This is a genomic window from Ruegeria sp. C10 (genome assembly GCF_056537805.1).
The window spans coordinates 64,298-80,966 of record NZ_JBQFSC010000003.1 but is presented as its reverse complement, the minus strand read 5'-3'; the positions used below and the strand labels follow the sequence as shown (position 1 = coordinate 80,966).

Below are 16,669 nucleotides of genomic sequence, written 5' to 3'. Positions count from 1 at the left end.
GCCTGAGATCAGGCCTCGACCTCCTCATCGGTTGCTTCACCGTCTTCTTCGGCCTGCTCCAGCTCGGCCGGATCAACCCAGCCCAGCATGATGCGCGCGGTCATGACCAGATCCTGCGCCTCTTCCAGCGTCACGCCGAAGGGCTCCAGTACACCATCATCCTTGATGCGTTCGCCATCGACCGTAGTCCAGCCACCGGCCAGTTCCCAGTCGGCGCAGGTTGCGAAGTCTTCCAGAGTTTTCACATCATCCTTGGCCAGCGCCTCTACCATCTGGGGTGTCAGGCCCTCGAATTCAATAAGACTGTCCTCGGCACCCAGCGCACGGGCTGCATCCAGCGCCGCCTTGGCCTGAGCTTCCAGGAATTCGCGTGCACGTGTCTGAAGTTCTTGCGCGGTACCTTCATCCACACCGTCGATGACCAGCAGTTCGTCGATTTCAACGTATGCCACTTCTTCGAGGTTGGTGAAGCCTTCAGAAACCAGCAGCTGAGCGAAGAATTCGTCCAGATCCAGCGTTTCCATGAACAACTGGGTACGGGCCTCGAATTCTTTCTGACGGCGCGCCGATTCTTCGGCTTCGGTCATGATGTCGATGTCCAGATTGGTCAGCTGGCTGGCCAGACGCACGTTCTGACCACGACGGCCAATGGCGAGGCTCAGTTGCTCCTCGGGAACCACAACTTCGATCTTGCCGGCTTCTTCGTCCAGAACCACCTTTGAAACTTCGGCGGGCTGCAGAGCGTTCACAAGGAAAGTCGGCTGATCTTCGTTCCACGGGATGATGTCGATTTTCTCTCCCTGCAGCTCGTTTACCACGGCCTGCACGCGGCTGCCGCGCATACCAACGCAAGCGCCGACGGGGTCAATCGAGCCGTCATAAGAAATCACGGCAATCTTGGCGCGCGAGCCGGGATCACGAGCAACGGCCTTGACCTCGATGATGCCGTCATAGATTTCCGGAACTTCCATCTTGAACAGCTCGGCCATGAATTCCGGCGCAGTGCGCGACAGGAAGATCTGGTGACCACGCACCTCGCGGCGAACCTCTTTGATATAGGCGCGCACACGGTCATTCGGGCGATAGCTTTCGCGACCGATCTTGTCATTGCGGCGCAGAACGGCCTCAGCACCGCCCAGATCGACGATGACATTGCCGAATTCCTCGCGCTTGACGGCACCGTTGATGATGGTGCCTGCACGATCCTTGAATTCTTCGTACTGACGATCACGCTCGGCTTCGCGAACCTTTTGCAAGATGACCTGCTTGGCGGACTGAGCTGCGATACGGCCCATTTCAACCGGCGGCACTTCTTCAACGAAGACGTCACCAACCTCGGGCGCCTCCATGTACTGCTTGGCCTGCTCGACGGTCATCTCGGCCTGATAGTTCTCAAGCTCTTCATCCTCGACCACGGTGCGGACCCGGGTAAAGGTCGCCTTGCCTGTCTTGCGGTCGATGGACACGCGGATGTCCATCTCGGCGCCGTAACGGCTCTTGGCGGCACGGGCGAGCGATTCTTCCATCGCTTCGACAACCAGACCGGGGTCGATCATCTTTTCGCGGGCCACGGCCTCGGCGGTCTGCAGCAGCTCCAGCTGGTTGGCTGAGGTGATTGCCATCAGTTCGTCTCCTCTTCGGACCCTTCGGTCTCAATCTCGTCGAAAGCGTTTTCGTTCAGGGCACCAGCGTCTTTGCGCTGGCGCAGCATTTCCTTGATCAGATCATCGGTCAGGACCAGCTTGGCATCGCTCAGCCAGTCGAATTGCAAACCGATGGTGATCGTCTCGTCTCCCTCGGGGATGTTGATCAGAACCTCATCCCCTTCGATCCCGGCCAATTCGCCCTTGAAGCGGCGGCGACCGTCGATCAGTTCTGCGGTTTCGATTTTGGCCTCATACCCTTCGAACGTCTCAAAATCTTTGAGACGGGTCAGAGGGCGGTCAATTCCAGGGCTGGAAACTTCAAGCGTGTAGGCGTCCAAAATGGGGTCTTCGACGTCCAGCGTGGCGCTGACCGCATTGGAAATCTCGGCGCAGTCATCCACTTCGATGCCGCCATTGGGCTTGTCTGCCATGATCTGCATCGTGGTGGTCTTGCCGCTCATCAGCCGAATGCGGACAAGCTCATACCCCAGATCCTCGATCACAGGGGTGATGATCTCGGCCAGTCGCCGGTCGATGGCAGCTTTGGCTATCAGGTCGTTTGTCATTCAGGTTCTCTACCCTGCTATCGGGCACAAAAAAACGGGCGCGCGGCCCGTCGAATTTTCCGGTGGAGCCCCGGACCAGAAGTCCGACGCGCCGCTGTTGCAACTGCATATACGCAGGAGTTCCTGAGTCTGCAACCCCCGGCGCAAATCGTGATCAAATTTACGCCAGCCACCACCGTTCGGCGATGCGCCCATCATCCAGCGCAGCCCGGCTGATCTGGCGCGGCATACCGACATGAGAGGCCATTGCCAACGCCATCTCGGCCTCAGACGGATGATATCGCAGCCCGCGTTGCGCGGTCAGCTCCTCACCAGCCGGGAGCGCTGCGATATCTACATATCCATCGCGCAATGCTTCGGCCCGCACCCCGGCGTCCGGGATCACGATAATCTCAAGCGTATCAACCCATCCTGCCGTTCCGCTTTTGTAGTGATTGGACACCCTGCGTGCGCGGAAATGACGTTCATCCTCGGCCCGCTCAACCCGGTAGCATCCTGTGCCGTTGGCCTGAGCCAGTGGCGTCACGCCCCCTCGCGCAATGACAAACCGTGGCCCAGCCAGCAGGAATGGTAATCCCGGGTTGCCTTCGGCCAATTGCAGCTGCACACGATCAGGTGCAATGGCCTCGGCCTGACCAATATCTTCCAGAACAGCTAGAACATCGTTCACGTCCAGCTTGGTGCCATCGTGGAACACAGCATCATCGCGCAGATCAAAGTTCCAGACCCGCGCATCAGCATCGGTCTGCCAATTTTTAGCCAGCTCTCCGCGCAGGGTACCATCGGGCGCGATCTCGGTCAGGCTGTCAAAGACTGCGCCCCGAGCCACCTGTTCCAGACTGTTGTCGCGTGGCACCGCCAGCCGCAAGGTGCCACCCTGTTTCGGCGTATCGGCCAGAGACGCTCCTGTCGCCGCCAGCAAAGCGGCGGCGGCGCCCGAGGCAAATAATGCGCGACGGTCGATGCGAGTCATACCGTTTCCTCCGACACGCGATCCATGATCCGAACCAGTTCCGCGCTGATGCCCGGTTCTGACAGGGCGTGACCGGCCTGCCGCACCATCTTCAGTTCGACATTGGGCCAGCGCTCGGACAGGTTCCATGCAGCCTGCGGTGGGCAGATCATGTCATAGCGTCCCTGAACGATATGACCGGGAATATGGGCAATCCGGTCCATCTGATCCAGAATTTGCCCGTCATACTCAAGAAACGCCTTGTTCGTGAAATAGTGATTCTCAAGCCGCGCAAAAGTTCGCGCGTATTCGCCGGGGCTTTCCCCGACCGATCCGTTGGTGTGGATCGAAGCCAAAGCGTTTTCCCAATGTGACCACGCGCGGGCATAGAGGATCTCGGTCGCGCGGTCGCCCGAAAACAGGCGCTTGTTGTAGGCCGAAATTGCGTCATTTACTTCATGTTCGGGCAAGAGAGAGGTGAACTTGGCCCATTGTTCAGGCCAGAATTTGCCCGCACCACCGCCATAAAACCAGTCCAGCTCGGCCTGTGTGGCCAGAAACACGCCGCGCAATACCAGCCGATTTACCCGATCTGGATGTGTTTGGGCATAGATCAACGCCAGTGTCGCGCCCCAGCTGCCGCCAAAGACGATCCAATCTTCGATGTCGAACAATTTGCGCAGACGCTCGATATCCGCCACCAGATGCCATGTCGTGTTGTTTTCGACTGACGCGGTTGGCCGCGACCGGCCACATCCGCGCTGATCAAAGAGAATCACCCGATAGGCATCCGGATTGAAATACCGTCGCATCGCCGGGCTGCAGCCGCCGCCCGGCCCGCCATGCAGGATCACCACTGGTATCCCATTGGGATTACCGCATTGTTCCACATAAATACGGTGCCCATCGCCCATATCGACCACGCGCTGATCGAACGGATCGATCGGCGGGTAAAGATATTGAACTGCGCGCTTTTGGTCCGGGTACTTATCCATTACGGCCCTATATAGTCCTTAAGCGTAAAAGAGCACACGGAGACAGGAATGCAAGCGCATCCGAACACGGTTGACCCGTCCGAGATCGCAAAATTCGAGGCGATGGCTGCGGAATGGTGGGACCCGCATGGGAAATTCAAACCTCTGCACATGCTGAATCCGTGTCGCCTGGATTATATCACACAGCAGATCGCAGGCGAGTTCGACCGTGATCTGAAAGCTCCGCGTCCCTTCGAAGGCTTGCGCCTGCTGGATATCGGCTGCGGCGGCGGGTTATTGAGCGAACCGATGGCGCGTTTGGGCGCCACGGTCGTGGGCGCCGACGCCGCCGAAGGCAACCTGCCGGTCGCTCGCATCCATGCCGAGCAATCGGGGCTGCAGATCGACTACCGCCACACTACCGCCGAAGACATGGCCGCCGCAGGCGAACAGTTCGATGTGGTGCTGAATATGGAAGTGGTCGAACACGTCGCTGATCCGTTGGGTTTCCTGACCGCATCGCAGCAATTGCTGAAACCGGGCGGGTTACTGATCTGCTCAACCATCAATCGCAACCCAAAATCCTACGCGATGGCCATCATCGGGGCCGAGGTCGTCATGCGTTGGCTGCCGCGCGGCACGCACGAGTGGAACAAGTTCATCACCCCGGATGAGCTGTTCGACCTGCTGCGCCAGGCCGGGCTGGATCCGGTGGACCGCAAGGGGTTCGTCTTCAACCCGATCCTGTGGAGCTGGTCGATCTCGGACCGGGATTTGAGCGTGAATTACGTGACGGCGAGTGTGAAGCCTAGGTAGGATGGGTTTTCAACCCATCTTGCAAGCGTTTTCGATCTTAAGCGATGGGTTAAAACCCATCCTACGCTTGATTATTTTACGGCTAAACGGTGAAGGTAAAACGCTGAGGCAAAACCAGCTTCGTCCAACGAGCGTTTGAGATGCCCATTTAGAAAAACGCGATGTGGTACGCCCGGGTCGCGCCAAATGTCGATCCCGGACGCCGCATCTGCATTGCAGACAACGTCCCCGGGCTTGGCATCCTTCCATTCAGGAAGTCGAAAAAGGTCATCCCGGTCGGGTCGGGCTCGTCGAAGACTTTTTGACTCAGCAATGTTCAGCGTGCCGGATTTGTTTGCGATCCACAGGATCGAGTAGTCCTGCTCAATCGGTGTGATCTTGTCTCTTTCGAACAGGTTGACGGGATAAAGCCCCCCTTGCCCTAATTCGAGATTTTTGAGGATATCAGCCACATCTGATCGGATCGCCAGAATTCCAAACAAAGTGATTACAGGAGAATACTTCCCGTAGTGAGGCTCAAAATCATGATCTTCAGGAGCAACCTCTTGAAAGAAATCCGGCAAGATATCCTGCTGCTCCAGCGGCTCCCCGTGGCGCTGCCAACGATACAGATTCGCATGATAACCTGATCCGGGTTGCCACCTGAAGGCCTTGAAGCGTTCACTTGGTTCTTCAGGAAAATCATCGGGGACAAGAGCCCGGAATGGCCTCTGCAGGTCCATCCCGACGGTAATGTCTGAAACCCAAATTTCATCCGTCATCTTTTACGATCCTTTGGCGCAGTTGGCGTAAAGCCCCTACTCCCCCTCCAACTGCAACCGCAAATCCCGTAGCACGGGCAGCGTGCTGCGCACCCGCTCCAGCCCCAGCTCTCCGACCACGCGGTTGATCAGCGGGGCAATCGAGGAAATCGCCTGATCGCGTGCGCGTCGGCCTGCGGGGCTGATGGCGACCATCTTGCGGCGGGCGTCGTCCCAGTCGGGGCGGATGTGGATATAACCGGCCCATTCCAGCTTGGCCAAAGTGTTGGTCATCGCCCCGCGCGTCACATGGAACGTGTTGGCAAGTTGCGCCGGGGTGCGCTCGTCGCCGACAAACACCAGATGGTTCAGCACCGAGAAATGCGAGATTTCCATGCCCTTGGGCAGCACCCGGCTCAGCCGGTTGCGCAATAGCTGATCGGCGGTCAAGATCTCGCTGAACAGCGTGACCGCAAGGGCATTTTTTTCGTCAGTCATGGTCCGGTTCTGGATCAGGGTCCGTCAAAGGGGCGGACATGTGTTAGTGAAGGCACGCGTCGTCGCGCCTCTGTAACAGACCTATCATCCAAATCAAAAAAGTGAATGCCCGGATCGGTGCCTGCGTCGATCAGCACCTCTCCCCACGGGGCGACAACCATACTGTGGCCGTGTGTATAACGGGTCTTTCCTCGAGTTTTAGGGTGCTCACCCGTCTGCGCCGGAGCCAGCACCCAGCAGCCGGTCTCAATCGCCCGCGCACGCAGCAGCGCTTCCCAGTGGGCCGCGCCGGTGACGGGAGAAAACGCGGCAGGAACCGTCAGAATCCGTGCCCCGGCCTGCGCCAGAGCGGCATAGAGGTGCGGAAAGCGGATGTCATAGCAGATGGTCAAACCAACCTTGCCGAAATCGGTGTCAGCAATCACTGCTTTCTGGCCGGGGCGGTAGTTCTTCGATTCGCGGAAGGTCTCGGATTCCGTGACCTGCACGTCGAACATATGAATCTTGTCATACTGCGCCACGATCTGCCCCTGCGGGTCGATCATGAAGCTACGGTTGGCAAAGCGGCCATCGGTATCATGCGTTTTGATCGCTAGTGACCCGATCAGCAGCCAAACACCCAAATTGGCGGCCTGTTCGCCAAGGCCCGCCAGAGTGATATCGTCCTCTTCATGCTGCAAAACCTCGCGCTGCCGAGTGGTGCTGGTTGAGACGCAATTCGTGACTTCAGGCGTCAGAATGAACTGCGCACCTTGCGCAGCCGCATCGGCCATCATGGTTCGCACCATGTCCAGATTCTCGGTCGGATCATCCGACGCGGTGATCTGCAGCAAAGCGGTTTTCATCAAGCCGCCAGCAGGCGATCCAGCTTGCCCTGACGTTCAAGCTCGTAAAGATCGTCGCACCCACCAACATGGGTGGTGCCCACAAAAATCTGCGGCACAGTGCGTTTTCCTGCCGCGCGCTGGATCATTTCAGGTTTGCGTTTCGGATGCATCAGCACGTCGATTTCCTTGAATTCGACGCCTTTCTGTTTCAGCAACCGCTTGGCCGCATGACAAAAGCCGCACAGCGGCGAGGTGTAGATTTCTACCGGCTTCATATTCCGTCCCTTTGGGTTTCGCACATTCTTGGGCGAATTAGGCATCCTTGGCAACGCGCGCCAGTACCAACACGAAAATATGATTTGCCCCCGACGCGCGACAGACACGCGCGCAGGCGTCCAACGTCGCACCCGAGGCCATAACATCATCGACCAGAAGAATATCCCGGCCTCTGATCATGGGAGCACGTTTTCGGTGCAGGGATATGGCGTTGGACAACGCAAGGGATCGCTCAACCGCAGTTTTTCCATCCAGAACAGGGGTGCGTACCGTGCGTACCAGAAGATCGGGGCAGACACTCAACTCCGCTTCCCGGCCCAGATGCCCCGCCAGCAGCGCCGATTGATTGTAGCGACGCTTGATCAGCCGGGTCCAGTGCAGCGGAACCGGTGCGATCAGCATGTTCGGGTGCAACAGCTCTTGCCCGGCTTGGGCCATCCAGCGGGCGGCAGGGCGGGCCAGCTCAGGCCGATCCCCGTGCTTAAAGGCAAGTATGAGTGCCTTCGCGCCCCCCTGATACAGCAACGCTGCCCGACCATGCTGCCAAGCGCGCGGTGCCCTGAGACAGTCATCACATTCAATCCGGTGTCCGTCCTGCGCGCCGGGAAGTGGCATGCCGCAGCTTTCGCAGACGGTGCCACCGATGAACGGCGTGTCGCGCCAGCATGCGCCGCAGAGGCCGAAATCGGATTCGGTCAGTGCTCCGCAGGACAGGCAACGCGGTGGGTAGATCATCTCGACAGCGGTTTGAATCCCCTGACGAATGCGATACTTGCGGCTTATGAAGCTTCCGTCCGACACTACACCCTCTCTGTTTGACCGCGCCGTCCTTGCGCTTCACCGCAGCCGCGCGCGGGACGACGCGCTTTTCCTGCACCATGCCGCTGTCGACGAAGTGCAGGATCGTCTGTCCATGGTTAACAAAACCTTTAAGGCGCCCGCCGTCGTGACCCCCTTCCCCCATATCTGGGAGGGGTTGTGGCCCGAGGCTCGGGTAATTGGGGATGAAGATGTTCTCGACTTGACGCCAAGTGCGCATGATCTCGTGATACATGCGATGGCGCTGCATTGGGCAAACGACCCGGTCGGGCAACTGATCCAATGCCATCGCGCCATGAAACCCGATGGATTGCTACTGGCGGTATGTTTGGGGGGTGACACCCTTCAGGAATTACGCGCGGCCTTGGGTCAAGCCGAGATCGAGGTGACTGGCGGTCTCAGCCCCCGTATTGCTCCTATGGCCGAGCTTCGTGATCTGGGGGGGCTGCTACAACGGGCCGGGCTGGCTTTGCCGGTCGCCGACAAGGCGACGCTGTCCGCAGAATATCGCGATCTGGTGCATCTGATGCGTGATCTGCGTGCGATGGGGGAAACCAACGCTTTGGCGGATCGCCTGAAACACCCGACCCGACGCGCTGTTTTTGACAAAGCGCAGGACATCTACGCCGGGCATTACGCATCGCCACAGGGCCGCCTGACGGCAACCTTTGAACTGATCTGTCTGACGGGCTGGGCCCCCGATGACAGCCAACCCAAACCTTTGCGTCCGGGATCCGCCAAGATGCGGCTGGCTGATGCGCTAGGTACGGATGAGGGCAAACTGCCCGATTGACGACCGGCCTTTTCCCTATATCTCAGGCCAGACACCACAAATCAGGAAGCTCTCAATGTTTGATGCCACTCGTCCAACCCATGCCCCTGCAGACCATCCCAAGGTCAAGATGGGCCGCGTCGGCATCCTGCTGGCTAATCTGGGAACTCCAGATGACTACAGTTATTGGCCTATGCGGCGGTATCTGAACGAGTTCCTGTCGGACAAGCGCGTGATCGACTACCCGGCGTGGAAGTGGCAGCCGATTCTGCAAAGCATCATTCTGACCAAGCGGCCTTTCAGTTCGGGTGAGGCGTACAAGTCAATCTGGAATCACGATAAGGGCGAAAGCCCGTTGATGACGATCACCAAAGATCAGACTGCCAAGCTGCGCGCAGCGATGCAGCAGCGGTATGGCGATCGGGTGATGCTGGATTTTTGCATGCGCTACGGCAATCCTTCAACTCCGTCGAAGGTCCGGGAGATGGTAGAAGAAGGCTGTGATCGCATCCTGTTCTTCCCGCTCTACCCGCAATACGCCGGTGCCACGACTGCTACAGCAAATGATCAGTTCTTCCGCGCATTGATGAAAGAGTCATGGCAGCCTGCCAGCCGAACTGTTCCGGCCTATTTCGACGAACCTGCCTATATCGATGCGTTGGCGAGCTCGGTCGAGCGCGCCTATGCAGATATAGAGACAAAACCGGATGTCCTGGTCTGCTCGTATCACGGGATGCCCCAGCGTTATTTGCAGCAAGGGGACCCCTATCACTGCCAATGCGTGAAAACATCAAGGCTACTGAAAGAGCGTCTGGGATGGACGGATGATCAGCTGATCTCGACCTTTCAATCGCGCTTTGGACCTGAAGAATGGCTGAAGCCCTACACCGTCGATCACGTGGCTGATCTGGCGCGTCAGGGTAAGAAGAACATCGCCGTCATCGCACCTGCCTTCTCTGCCGATTGCATTGAGACGCTGGAAGAGATCAACGAAGAGATCAAAGAGAGCTTCGAAGAGGCGGGTGGTGAATCGTTCACCTATATCCCTTGCCTTAACGACGATGATTCGCATATCGCCGCGCTGAGTAAAGTGATCGAAGACAATCTGCGTGGTTGGTTAGACTAGTCGCGCGCTTTCACCAGACACGAAAAAAGGCGGTGGTTTGCACCACCGCCTTTTAAGTGCATAAAGTCTCGTCGACTTAGCTTGCTGCAACAGCTGCGGCAACAACAACCAGCAGGATCAGCGGCAGGATGATGCCCTGCGACGAACCTTGGGTCTCTTCGACAACAACAGGTGCTTCAACAACCGGCTCTTCCAGGTTGCCAGCATATGCGGTCGAAGCAGCAGCAGTCAGAGCAGCAGCGAGAACGAGTTTCTTCATATTAACCTCCAGAATTTGCGCGATTCCCAATAGCGAAACCACGCATCTAAGACTTACCTCGTGAGTTTTTCTAATCAGCAATGCAGGCGGATTGCAATTGCAACTTGTCCCGCAAGCGGGTTCGTGCGCGAAAATGTCGTCAAATTAGCAACACTTGCGTGCCGACCTTGGCCATAGAAAACAGTTCGGCGATGTCATCGTTGAACAAGCCAATGCACCCGTTCGACGACCGGCGTCCAATTTTACGCGTATCGTGGGTGCCATGGATGCGATAGTACTTCCAGCTCAGATATAAAGCGTGTGTTCCCAGCGGGTTATCAGGACCCGGCGGAATATAATCCGGCCATTCAGGGTTGCGCTTCTTCATCGATGGCGTCGGTGACCAGCTTGGGCCTTCCACCTTGCGAATGACACTGGTGCGTCCGCGACGGGTCAATTCCTCGGTCAGAGGCACCGAAGAGGGGTACAGTTTGTATACGGATTGATCATCTGACCAATAATGCAGCGCTCTGGATACGGTATCCACCAGAATAGCACCGTTTCGAGTGTTCGAAAAATAGGGCTGCCAGTCCAGCGCACGGAATCCCGACACATTGCGGCGTACCGGAGCTTCCGGTTCCGGGGCGGGGCGTAGCGGGTCGCCCGGAATATACTGAGCCAACGCAGGCGAGGCCAAGCTGGCGGTTGCACCGGCCAGGAATCCCCGGCGCGTCGATGTAAGAATATGTTTCTTGACCATGGAGATCGGTCCTCTGCTAACAGCAAATGCAAAATCTAAGGCATTTTATGGCCAGAATGCTTCAGTCGCAAATCAAACCGGCAGAATCACGCAAGGTTGGGGCATTGTAGGTTTGCTCCGGGCGGTCAAGCAGGCTATTTCCCTTCTCGACACAATATTTAGGCCGATCATGACACGTATTCTTTCTCTACTAGCGATTTGTTTTGTCGCACTTGCGGCATGTACCGATTCGGGCACATCCGCTATTGGCGCCGATGGCAGGCCGCTGCCATCCGTGTACAAAATTCGTGGCAACCCTGAAAAGCTGCAGTTCAGAATGCTGGATTCGGTGAATGCCTTGCGGCAGGCATCTGGCTTGCAACAGGTCCAATTGAACTCGCAACTGAATGCAGCTGCCGCCACTCATGCGAAAGACATGGCGCGACAGAATCGGCCATGGCATTTCGGTTCGGACGGTTCGTCTCCGTTGGATCGCGCGGCGCGTGCCGGTTACTTCGGTACATTCCTGGGTGAAGCGATCTCGGAAACCTTTGAGACCGAGACCGAAACGCTGGCCGCATGGATGCAGGAACCCGGTCCTCGTGCTGTGATCATGGACCCGCGCGCCACCCAGATGGGATTCGCCTGGCACCAAGAAGGCGGTGGCAAGATCTGGTGGACGCTGGAAATGGGATCCGGCGGCTGATCACGCCAGCTAAAGAAACAAAAAAAAAAAGCCCCCGACAAATCGGGGGCTTTTTTTGTTGATAAGTGGGCCAATCAGGCAGCTTGCATCGATTGCGCTTCAGTCAGAATGGCATACAGCTTTACCGGGTCAGGGTTGGCCCGCAGCTTGGCGCAGACCGATTGCTCGCGCAGCGTGCGCGAGACCAACGCCAGCGCCTTAAGGTGTTCAACCCCCGCCTCTTCTGGCGCAAACAGGGAAAACGCCAAATCGACCGGCTGACGGTCGACCGACCCGAAGTCGATGGGCTTTTCCAGCATGACAAACACGCCCGAAACCGATTCCAGTTCGGAAAGCCGTGCGTGCGGAAGTGCAACACCATGTCCAACACCAGTTGGGCCAAGGCTCTCCCTCTCAAGCAGGCTGTCTACGATCGCCTGAGCATCCAGCCCAAGCGTCGCGGCGCCCACATCGCCAATTTCCTGAAACAAACGCTTCTTGCTGGAAGCAGCGGACAGTACACGCACCGCTTCTGGCTTTAGAATGCTCGAAAGCTCCATCATTTTGCTCCTAAGCCGTGCCCCCGGCTATTCGGGGGCAGGCCGATTTGTCTTGCCTGTTACGGATCGATCCAACCGATATTGCCGTCCTCGCGGCGATAAACGACATTCAATCCGTCCTTGTTCTCATTTCGGAACACCAGTACCGGAGCACCAGCGAGTTCCATCTGCATGACGGCTTCACCAACACTGAGCGATGGGATCTTGGTTTCCATCTCAGCCACGATCATGGGCTGCAGCGATTCGGGTTCGTCTGCCGTCTCCGATTCGTCAGAGGCGAGGATATAAGAGGACGCGCCAAAGAGTTCAACCGGCTCGGACCGATCCTTATGGTGGTCTTTCAGGCGGCGCTTATAGCGTCGCAGTTGTGTCTCCATCTTGTCGCAGCAGCCTTCGAATGCCGCGTAAATCTCGGTCGCGTGCGCCTTGGCCTGTGCGGTCAGGCCAGTCGACAGATGCACGGTGGTTTCGCATACATATTCATGCGCCGAACGGGAAAAGACGACATTGGCGTCTGTAGGCCGCTGGGCATATTTGCCCACGACCTCGCCCAGTTCGGTCTGCACATGGGTCTGCAGGGCCGCGCCGATGTCGATCTGTTTTCCGCTGATTTGGTAACGCATGTGATCTCCTTCACAATTCACACCCATTCTGACGTCGCGTAACGCGACTGACTTGTTTTTATCGGGTGGGGGGTATCGGCATGTTCTGCGGTTGCCGTTGGCCCGGCCCTTCAACGAAGGGAGATCGAGATCCAGTTTGGAACCGAAGAAATGCCATATGCCAATTGAGCCAAGAGGTGAGGGAAGAGTCAATCAAAACAGGTGTGTATATACGTGATTTCCGTCATGCATCAGGCGCATCTCCGCACAACCTTATGAAATACGGAAGTTTTCACCCAGATAGACCCGGCGAACATTTTCGTTTTCGACAACTTCATCGGGCGTGCCTGACATCAAAACCTGGCCGTCATGCAAGATATAAGCCCGATCCACAATCTCCAGCGTTTCCCGGACGTTATGATCCGTGATCAGTACTCCGATGCCACGCTTTTTCAGATCGGCCACTAGATGACGGATATCACCGACACTGATCGGATCGACACCCGCAAATGGTTCGTCCAACAGCAGATATTTCGGATCGGCGGCCAGACAGCGCGCAATTTCGACCCGGCGGCGTTCCCCGCCGGACAATGCCAATGCAGGCGCTCGGCGCAGGTGTTCGATGGAAAAGTCCGATAGCAGCTCTTCCAGCCGCTCCTTGCGGCGATGGGCATGTTTAACCGTGATATCTAGAACCGAAGCGATGTTGTCTTCAACGCTCATCCCGCGGAAAATCGACATCTCCTGCGGCAGATATCCGATCCCCATCCGGGCACGACGATACATCGGCAGGGTCGTGACGCTCTGCCCATCAATCGTGACCGTGCCTGCTTCGGGGAAAACCAGACCCGCGACAGAATAAAAAGTGGTGGTCTTGCCCGATCCGTTCGGGCCTAGCAACGCCACGACCTCGGAGCGGTTCAATTCCATGGACACATCGCGAATGACGGTCTTCTTGCGATAAGACTTTCGTAGCTTTTCGATCTTCAGACCGGAAGAACCTTCAGCGATGGAGAGTTCGGGCCGGTTCATCAGTTGCCACCTTGTTGCAGAATGGTTTTGACACGCCCTGACATCGTCGCAGTTCCCGTCGTCAGATTTGCAATCATCTCGTCGCCGCTGATGATACTTGGGCCCTGCGTCAGCAACACGTTGCCCTTCATCTCAATCACGCCGGAGTCGATGGTGTATTCTGCCCAATCGCCCTCGGCTGCGTCGGGCGGACTGACCAGAACCACGTTTTCGGTGGCCTCCATCCGTTCGATGGCCGAGCGTTCTTCGTTATAGATGACAAGAACCCGGTCTGCCGTCAGGCGCATCTCACCCTGGATGACAATGACGTTGCCGATAAACTCGGCCGATCCATCTTCCTGATTCACGTTCAATGTCTCGGACGTCACCTCGACTGGCAGCGTCGGGTCGGCATTGACAGAGCCGAACGCCACCTGAGCCTCTTGTGCAGAAACAGGTGTGGCTCCGACAGCCACGGCTAGACACAAAAAGGCGACACGTAAATCGAACACAAGTTATCTTTCTGCTTTTTGCGGCTCATATATCAACTTCACGCCGCCTGTAAAAAGAATATGAACCGGACCGTCCTTTTTTTCGGTCCCAAACACCATTCTTCCGGCAGTAAAGTCGCCAATCGGACCGGTTCCGTCAATCTGTCCAGGGCTATCACCACGTATTTCATCCAGCGACGTATTCAACAGGTCGGTGGTGACCTGGATGCCGTCTCTGGTGGTGATGACCACATCCCCTGCAAACGTTGCAGTACCCTTGTCTGGCCTGATGATGCCTGTGTTGGATTCGAGTGTGATCTCGCCCCCGTTGCTTAGTCCGAAGCGGCCCTGCACTTCGGCTGCCGTCGGTGTGTCGCCATCGCCACCCTGACTGGCCCTTCGGGCTTCGACGCGGATTTCCTCGCCCTTGCGGGTGACACCTTTATAGTCGGGCCGCGTAACAACCTGGTCTGTCAGCCGGTCGTCAATATCCTGATCACTGAACGGCACCGAGACATTGGTGTCGACGCTGCGAGAAAGAAGAAAGACAGAAGACAGCAACAAAATCGCCACAAGCGGTAGCAGTACCTTCAGGAACTGCACCCATCGGGAATGGCGATCAACTTCAGCCATCTTCCTAACCCAATCCTACACGCAGACAGTCATGTATGTGCAGCAGACCCAAGGCTGGGCCATTTGTGTCAGGATCAACCACAAAGAGTGACGTGATCTTGCGATCGTTCATGATTGCAACCGCCTCCTCCGCCATAGCACTTGGCGCAATGGTCATTGGATTTTCGGTCATCACCTCTTCGGTGTTTTTGCTCAATAGCCCGTCCATGTTCCTGCGCAGGTCGCCATCGGTCACAATACCCAGCAAACGACCTGCCTGATCAGTGACTCCCACAACACCAAAGCTCTTCTGACTCATGACCAGCAGCGCCTCGCTCATCGGGGTGCCAGCGGTCACCAAGGGCAAATCTTCATGCATCAGATCACGCACAGTTGACAGTTGCGCCCCCAACTTTCCACCGGGGTGGTAAGCGCGGAAATCTTCGGGTTTGAAATCCCGGTACTTCATCAGCGCAATCGCCAGCGCGTCGCCCATCGCAAGGGCCAGCGTCGTCGAAATTGAAGGCACCATCCCAAAGCCGCAGGCCTCTCCCAGTGACGGGATAAGCAGATGCACATCCGCCTGTTTCATCAAGGTGCTTTCCGGCTTGCTCGACAACCCGATCAGCGGAATTCCAAAGCGACGCGTAAAGGCCAGTAAGTTCGCCAGTTCCGGCGCTTCACCTGAGTTCGAGATCGCAAGGACCACATCGCCTTTCGATACCATGCCCAAATCACCATGGCTGGCTTCGGCGGGATGGACAAAATAGGCGGGCGTACCAGTGCTGGCCAGAGTCGCCGCGATCTTGTGGCCAATATGGCCGGATTTGCCGATACCACTGATAATGATGCGGCCAGTGGCCTGCAGGATCAGTTGCACGGCTTCGGCGAAATGCTCGTCCAAGCTTTCGGCAAGGACCTCCAATGCGCGGGCTTCGTCGGTAACGACCTGCCGGGCGGTTCTGAGGAATGCTTCGGTGTCAGTCATGAGTGCGCAAAAATATCGGTTTCGGGCCAGCCTGCGAGGTCAAGCTTCGCACGCATTGGCAGGAAGTCAAAACACGCCTGCGCCATTTCGGTGCGGCCTTCGCGGGCCAGACGTCCGTCCAGTGCATCCCGCAGTTGGTGCAGGTACAAAACATCCGATGCCGCATAGTCCAACTGGGCATCGGTCAGCGTTTCAGCACCCCAATCGCTCATCTGTTGTTGTTTCGAGATATCGACGCCAATCAGTTCCTGACACAGGTTCTTAAGACCATGACGATCAGTATAGGTGCGCACCAAGCGGCTGGCGATCTTGGTGCAATAGACCGGGGCGGCCAAAGCGCCGAAGGTGTGATACATCGCAGCAATATCGAAGCGGCCAAAGTGGAACAGCTTCAAAACATTCGGATTTTCCAGCATCGCATAGAGGTTCGGCGCCTGCGTCTGCCCAATCTCGACCTGAACGATATGGCTGTTGCCGTCCCCTCCTGACATCTGGATCACGCACAGGCGATCTCGATGCGGGTTCAACCCCATGGTTTCACAGTCAATGGCCACGATGGGGCCCAAATCCAACCCGTCCGGCAGGTCATTTTTATACAGATGGTTCGCCACGGAATTGTCCTTTGTGCGCTTTCGGCCCCGAGATAGGCGGTTTGGCCCGCAAACTCAACGCCGTCCTTGGAAAAGCGTCCCCTTGACCTTGTGGCCAACACTTGAACTATGGATCGGCGA

22 protein-coding genes are annotated in these 16,669 nt (G+C 57.1%); 4 read left to right on the top strand and 18 right to left on the bottom strand.

The window, feature by feature from the left end:
* Positions 1 to 8 precede the first annotated feature (8 nt).
* The 4 genes from nusA to pip form a co-directional block, all read right to left on the bottom strand.
* The gene (gene nusA / locus ACR0DE_RS14285) at positions 9 to 1,622 is read right to left on the bottom strand and encodes a transcription termination factor NusA (protein ID WP_170423355.1); all 1,614 of its coding nucleotides are present in this window, start codon (positions 1,620 to 1,622) and stop codon (positions 9 to 11) included.
* Positions 1,622 to 2,212, bottom strand: coding sequence for a ribosome maturation factor RimP (gene rimP, locus ACR0DE_RS14280; RefSeq protein WP_170408664.1), 591 nt, complete (start codon positions 2,210 to 2,212; stop codon positions 1,622 to 1,624). The genes nusA and rimP overlap by 1 nt, the downstream gene beginning before the upstream one ends.
* Positions 2,213 to 2,372: 160 nt before the next feature.
* Complete coding sequence (locus ACR0DE_RS14275) at positions 2,373 to 3,185, bottom strand: ABC transporter substrate-binding protein (protein WP_480753904.1); 813 nt, start codon at positions 3,183 to 3,185, stop codon at positions 2,373 to 2,375.
* On the bottom strand, positions 3,182 to 4,159 hold the full coding sequence (gene pip, locus ACR0DE_RS14270) for a prolyl aminopeptidase (RefSeq protein WP_170636522.1): 978 nt from the start codon (positions 4,157 to 4,159) through the stop codon (positions 3,182 to 3,184). Before pip ends, ACR0DE_RS14275 begins: the two co-directional genes overlap by 4 nt.
* 48 nt (positions 4,160 to 4,207) lie before the next feature.
* Between pip and ubiG the strand changes: the two genes are divergently transcribed.
* Positions 4,208 to 4,954 (top strand): bifunctional 2-polyprenyl-6-hydroxyphenol methylase/3-demethylubiquinol 3-O-methyltransferase UbiG, encoded by a 747-nt coding sequence (gene ubiG / locus ACR0DE_RS14265; RefSeq protein ID WP_170664356.1) that lies wholly within the window; start codon positions 4,208 to 4,210, stop codon positions 4,952 to 4,954.
* 71 nt (positions 4,955 to 5,025) lie between these two features.
* Here the strand turns inward: ubiG and ACR0DE_RS14260 are convergent, their stop codons facing one another.
* The 5 genes from ACR0DE_RS14260 to ACR0DE_RS14240 are packed head-to-tail and all read right to left on the bottom strand — an operon-like array spanning position 5,026 to position 8,096.
* Positions 5,026 to 5,715 carry a hypothetical protein gene (locus tag ACR0DE_RS14260; RefSeq protein ID WP_480753902.1) on the bottom strand — a complete coding sequence of 230 codons (690 nt, stop codon included), beginning with the start codon at positions 5,713 to 5,715 and terminating at the stop codon, positions 5,026 to 5,028.
* A 36-nt stretch (positions 5,716 to 5,751) separates the two neighbouring features.
* The gene (locus tag ACR0DE_RS14255; protein ID WP_170395340.1) at positions 5,752 to 6,192 is read right to left on the bottom strand and encodes a MarR family winged helix-turn-helix transcriptional regulator; all 441 of its coding nucleotides are present in this window, start codon (positions 6,190 to 6,192) and stop codon (positions 5,752 to 5,754) included.
* A gap of 14 nt (positions 6,193 to 6,206) precedes the next feature.
* Entirely contained in the window at positions 6,207 to 7,037 is an 831-nt protein-coding gene (locus ACR0DE_RS14250; protein WP_480753900.1) for a carbon-nitrogen hydrolase family protein, read from the bottom strand.
* Positions 7,037 to 7,294 carry a glutaredoxin 3 gene (gene grxC / locus ACR0DE_RS14245; RefSeq protein ID WP_170395334.1) on the bottom strand — a complete coding sequence of 86 codons (258 nt, stop codon included), beginning with the start codon at positions 7,292 to 7,294 and terminating at the stop codon, positions 7,037 to 7,039. Before grxC ends, ACR0DE_RS14250 begins: the two co-directional genes overlap by 1 nt.
* A 37-nt stretch (positions 7,295 to 7,331) precedes the next feature.
* Positions 7,332 to 8,096: a double zinc ribbon domain-containing protein gene (locus tag ACR0DE_RS14240; RefSeq protein WP_480502786.1), complete on the bottom strand. Its 765-nt coding sequence runs from the start codon at positions 8,094 to 8,096 to the stop codon at positions 7,332 to 7,334.
* Here ACR0DE_RS14240 and ACR0DE_RS14235 point away from each other — a divergent pair.
* Together ACR0DE_RS14235 and hemH are read left to right on the top strand one after the other, a co-directional pair.
* Positions 8,077 to 8,907 (top strand): methyltransferase domain-containing protein, encoded by an 831-nt coding sequence (locus ACR0DE_RS14235; protein ID WP_170465815.1) that lies wholly within the window; start codon positions 8,077 to 8,079, stop codon positions 8,905 to 8,907. The genes ACR0DE_RS14240 and ACR0DE_RS14235 overlap by 20 nt on opposite strands.
* A 55-nt stretch (positions 8,908 to 8,962) precedes the next feature.
* Entirely contained in the window at positions 8,963 to 10,012 is a 1,050-nt protein-coding gene (hemH, locus tag ACR0DE_RS14230) for a ferrochelatase (RefSeq protein ID WP_480753897.1), read from the top strand.
* Between the two features lie 76 nt (positions 10,013 to 10,088).
* Here the strand turns inward: hemH and ACR0DE_RS14225 are convergent, their stop codons facing one another.
* Positions 10,089 to 10,271, bottom strand: a complete 183-nt coding sequence (locus ACR0DE_RS14225; protein WP_010442520.1) for a hypothetical protein — start codon at positions 10,269 to 10,271, stop codon at positions 10,089 to 10,091.
* Positions 10,272 to 10,410: 139 nt separating this feature from the next.
* On the bottom strand, positions 10,411 to 11,010 hold the full coding sequence (locus ACR0DE_RS14220) for a L,D-transpeptidase (protein WP_170395325.1): 600 nt from the start codon (positions 11,008 to 11,010) through the stop codon (positions 10,411 to 10,413).
* A 169-nt stretch (positions 11,011 to 11,179) separates the two neighbouring features.
* Between ACR0DE_RS14220 and dalA the strand changes: the two genes are divergently transcribed.
* On the top strand, positions 11,180 to 11,695 hold the full coding sequence (gene dalA / locus ACR0DE_RS14215; protein ID WP_255611997.1) for a divisome-associated lipoprotein DalA: 516 nt from the start codon (positions 11,180 to 11,182) through the stop codon (positions 11,693 to 11,695).
* Between the two features lie 74 nt (positions 11,696 to 11,769).
* Here dalA and ACR0DE_RS14210 read toward each other — a convergent pair whose 3' ends face one another.
* The 7 genes from ACR0DE_RS14210 to ACR0DE_RS14180 all read right to left on the bottom strand — a co-directional run bounded on the left by ACR0DE_RS14210 (position 11,770) and on the right by ACR0DE_RS14180 (position 16,549).
* Positions 11,770 to 12,234 carry a PTS sugar transporter subunit IIA gene (locus ACR0DE_RS14210; protein WP_170590595.1) on the bottom strand — a complete coding sequence of 155 codons (465 nt, stop codon included), beginning with the start codon at positions 12,232 to 12,234 and terminating at the stop codon, positions 11,770 to 11,772.
* Between the two features lie 59 nt (positions 12,235 to 12,293).
* Complete coding sequence (gene hpf, locus ACR0DE_RS14205; RefSeq protein ID WP_039541074.1) at positions 12,294 to 12,857, bottom strand: ribosome hibernation-promoting factor, HPF/YfiA family; 564 nt, start codon at positions 12,855 to 12,857, stop codon at positions 12,294 to 12,296.
* Positions 12,858 to 13,109: 252 nt separating this feature from the next.
* Positions 13,110 to 13,868, bottom strand: coding sequence for an LPS export ABC transporter ATP-binding protein (lptB, locus tag ACR0DE_RS14200; RefSeq protein WP_170395315.1), 759 nt, complete (start codon positions 13,866 to 13,868; stop codon positions 13,110 to 13,112).
* Entirely contained in the window at positions 13,868 to 14,359 is a 492-nt protein-coding gene (locus tag ACR0DE_RS14195) for an LptA/OstA family protein (RefSeq protein WP_255611996.1), read from the bottom strand. Before ACR0DE_RS14195 ends, lptB begins: the two co-directional genes overlap by 1 nt.
* Before the next feature lie 3 nt (positions 14,360 to 14,362).
* Complete coding sequence (locus ACR0DE_RS14190; RefSeq protein ID WP_170408672.1) at positions 14,363 to 14,971, bottom strand: LPS export ABC transporter periplasmic protein LptC; 609 nt, start codon at positions 14,969 to 14,971, stop codon at positions 14,363 to 14,365.
* Positions 14,972 to 14,975: 4 nt separating this feature from the next.
* Positions 14,976 to 15,938 (bottom strand): KpsF/GutQ family sugar-phosphate isomerase, encoded by a 963-nt coding sequence (locus ACR0DE_RS14185; protein ID WP_480753894.1) that lies wholly within the window; start codon positions 15,936 to 15,938, stop codon positions 14,976 to 14,978.
* Positions 15,935 to 16,549 (bottom strand): ribonuclease D, encoded by a 615-nt coding sequence (locus ACR0DE_RS14180; protein WP_170408673.1) that lies wholly within the window; start codon positions 16,547 to 16,549, stop codon positions 15,935 to 15,937. Before ACR0DE_RS14180 ends, ACR0DE_RS14185 begins: the two co-directional genes overlap by 4 nt.
* Positions 16,550 to 16,669: the final 120 nt, after the last annotated feature.

What these genes read in the sequence shown, in the direction of transcription:
- ACR0DE_RS14250 (WP_480753900.1), bottom strand. Translation starts at nt 7,037, where the DNA reads ATGAAAACCGCTTTGCTGCAGATCACCGCGTCGGATGATCCGACCGAG.
- nusA (WP_170423355.1), bottom strand. Translation starts at nt 1,622, where the DNA reads ATGGCAATCACCTCAGCCAACCAGCTGGAGCTGCTGCAGACCGCCGAG.
- ubiG (WP_170664356.1), top strand. Translation starts at nt 4,208, where the DNA reads ATGCAAGCGCATCCGAACACGGTTGACCCGTCCGAGATCGCAAAATTC.
- ACR0DE_RS14225 (WP_010442520.1), bottom strand. Translation starts at nt 10,271, where the DNA reads ATGAAGAAACTCGTTCTCGCTGCTGCTCTGACTGCTGCTGCTTCGACC.
- hpf (WP_039541074.1), bottom strand. Translation starts at nt 12,857, where the DNA reads ATGCGTTACCAAATCAGCGGAAAACAGATCGACATCGGCGCGGCCCTG.
- lptB (WP_170395315.1), bottom strand. Translation starts at nt 13,868, where the DNA reads ATGAACCGGCCCGAACTCTCCATCGCTGAAGGTTCTTCCGGTCTGAAG.
- ACR0DE_RS14220 (WP_170395325.1), bottom strand. Translation starts at nt 11,010, where the DNA reads ATGGTCAAGAAACATATTCTTACATCGACGCGCCGGGGATTCCTGGCC.
- pip (WP_170636522.1), bottom strand. Translation starts at nt 4,159, where the DNA reads ATGGATAAGTACCCGGACCAAAAGCGCGCAGTTCAATATCTTTACCCG.
- dalA (WP_255611997.1), top strand. Translation starts at nt 11,180, where the DNA reads ATGACACGTATTCTTTCTCTACTAGCGATTTGTTTTGTCGCACTTGCG.
- ACR0DE_RS14210 (WP_170590595.1), bottom strand. Translation starts at nt 12,234, where the DNA reads ATGGAGCTTTCGAGCATTCTAAAGCCAGAAGCGGTGCGTGTACTGTCC.
- ACR0DE_RS14185 (WP_480753894.1), bottom strand. Translation starts at nt 15,938, where the DNA reads ATGACTGACACCGAAGCATTCCTCAGAACCGCCCGGCAGGTCGTTACC.
- ACR0DE_RS14255 (WP_170395340.1), bottom strand. Translation starts at nt 6,192, where the DNA reads ATGACTGACGAAAAAAATGCCCTTGCGGTCACGCTGTTCAGCGAGATC.
- ACR0DE_RS14275 (WP_480753904.1), bottom strand. Translation starts at nt 3,185, where the DNA reads ATGACTCGCATCGACCGTCGCGCATTATTTGCCTCGGGCGCCGCCGCC.
- rimP (WP_170408664.1), bottom strand. Translation starts at nt 2,212, where the DNA reads ATGACAAACGACCTGATAGCCAAAGCTGCCATCGACCGGCGACTGGCC.
- hemH (WP_480753897.1), top strand. Translation starts at nt 8,963, where the DNA reads ATGTTTGATGCCACTCGTCCAACCCATGCCCCTGCAGACCATCCCAAG.
- ACR0DE_RS14260 (WP_480753902.1), bottom strand. Translation starts at nt 5,715, where the DNA reads ATGACGGATGAAATTTGGGTTTCAGACATTACCGTCGGGATGGACCTG.
- grxC (WP_170395334.1), bottom strand. Translation starts at nt 7,294, where the DNA reads ATGAAGCCGGTAGAAATCTACACCTCGCCGCTGTGCGGCTTTTGTCAT.
- ACR0DE_RS14235 (WP_170465815.1), top strand. Translation starts at nt 8,077, where the DNA reads ATGAAGCTTCCGTCCGACACTACACCCTCTCTGTTTGACCGCGCCGTC.
- ACR0DE_RS14190 (WP_170408672.1), bottom strand. Translation starts at nt 14,971, where the DNA reads ATGGCTGAAGTTGATCGCCATTCCCGATGGGTGCAGTTCCTGAAGGTA.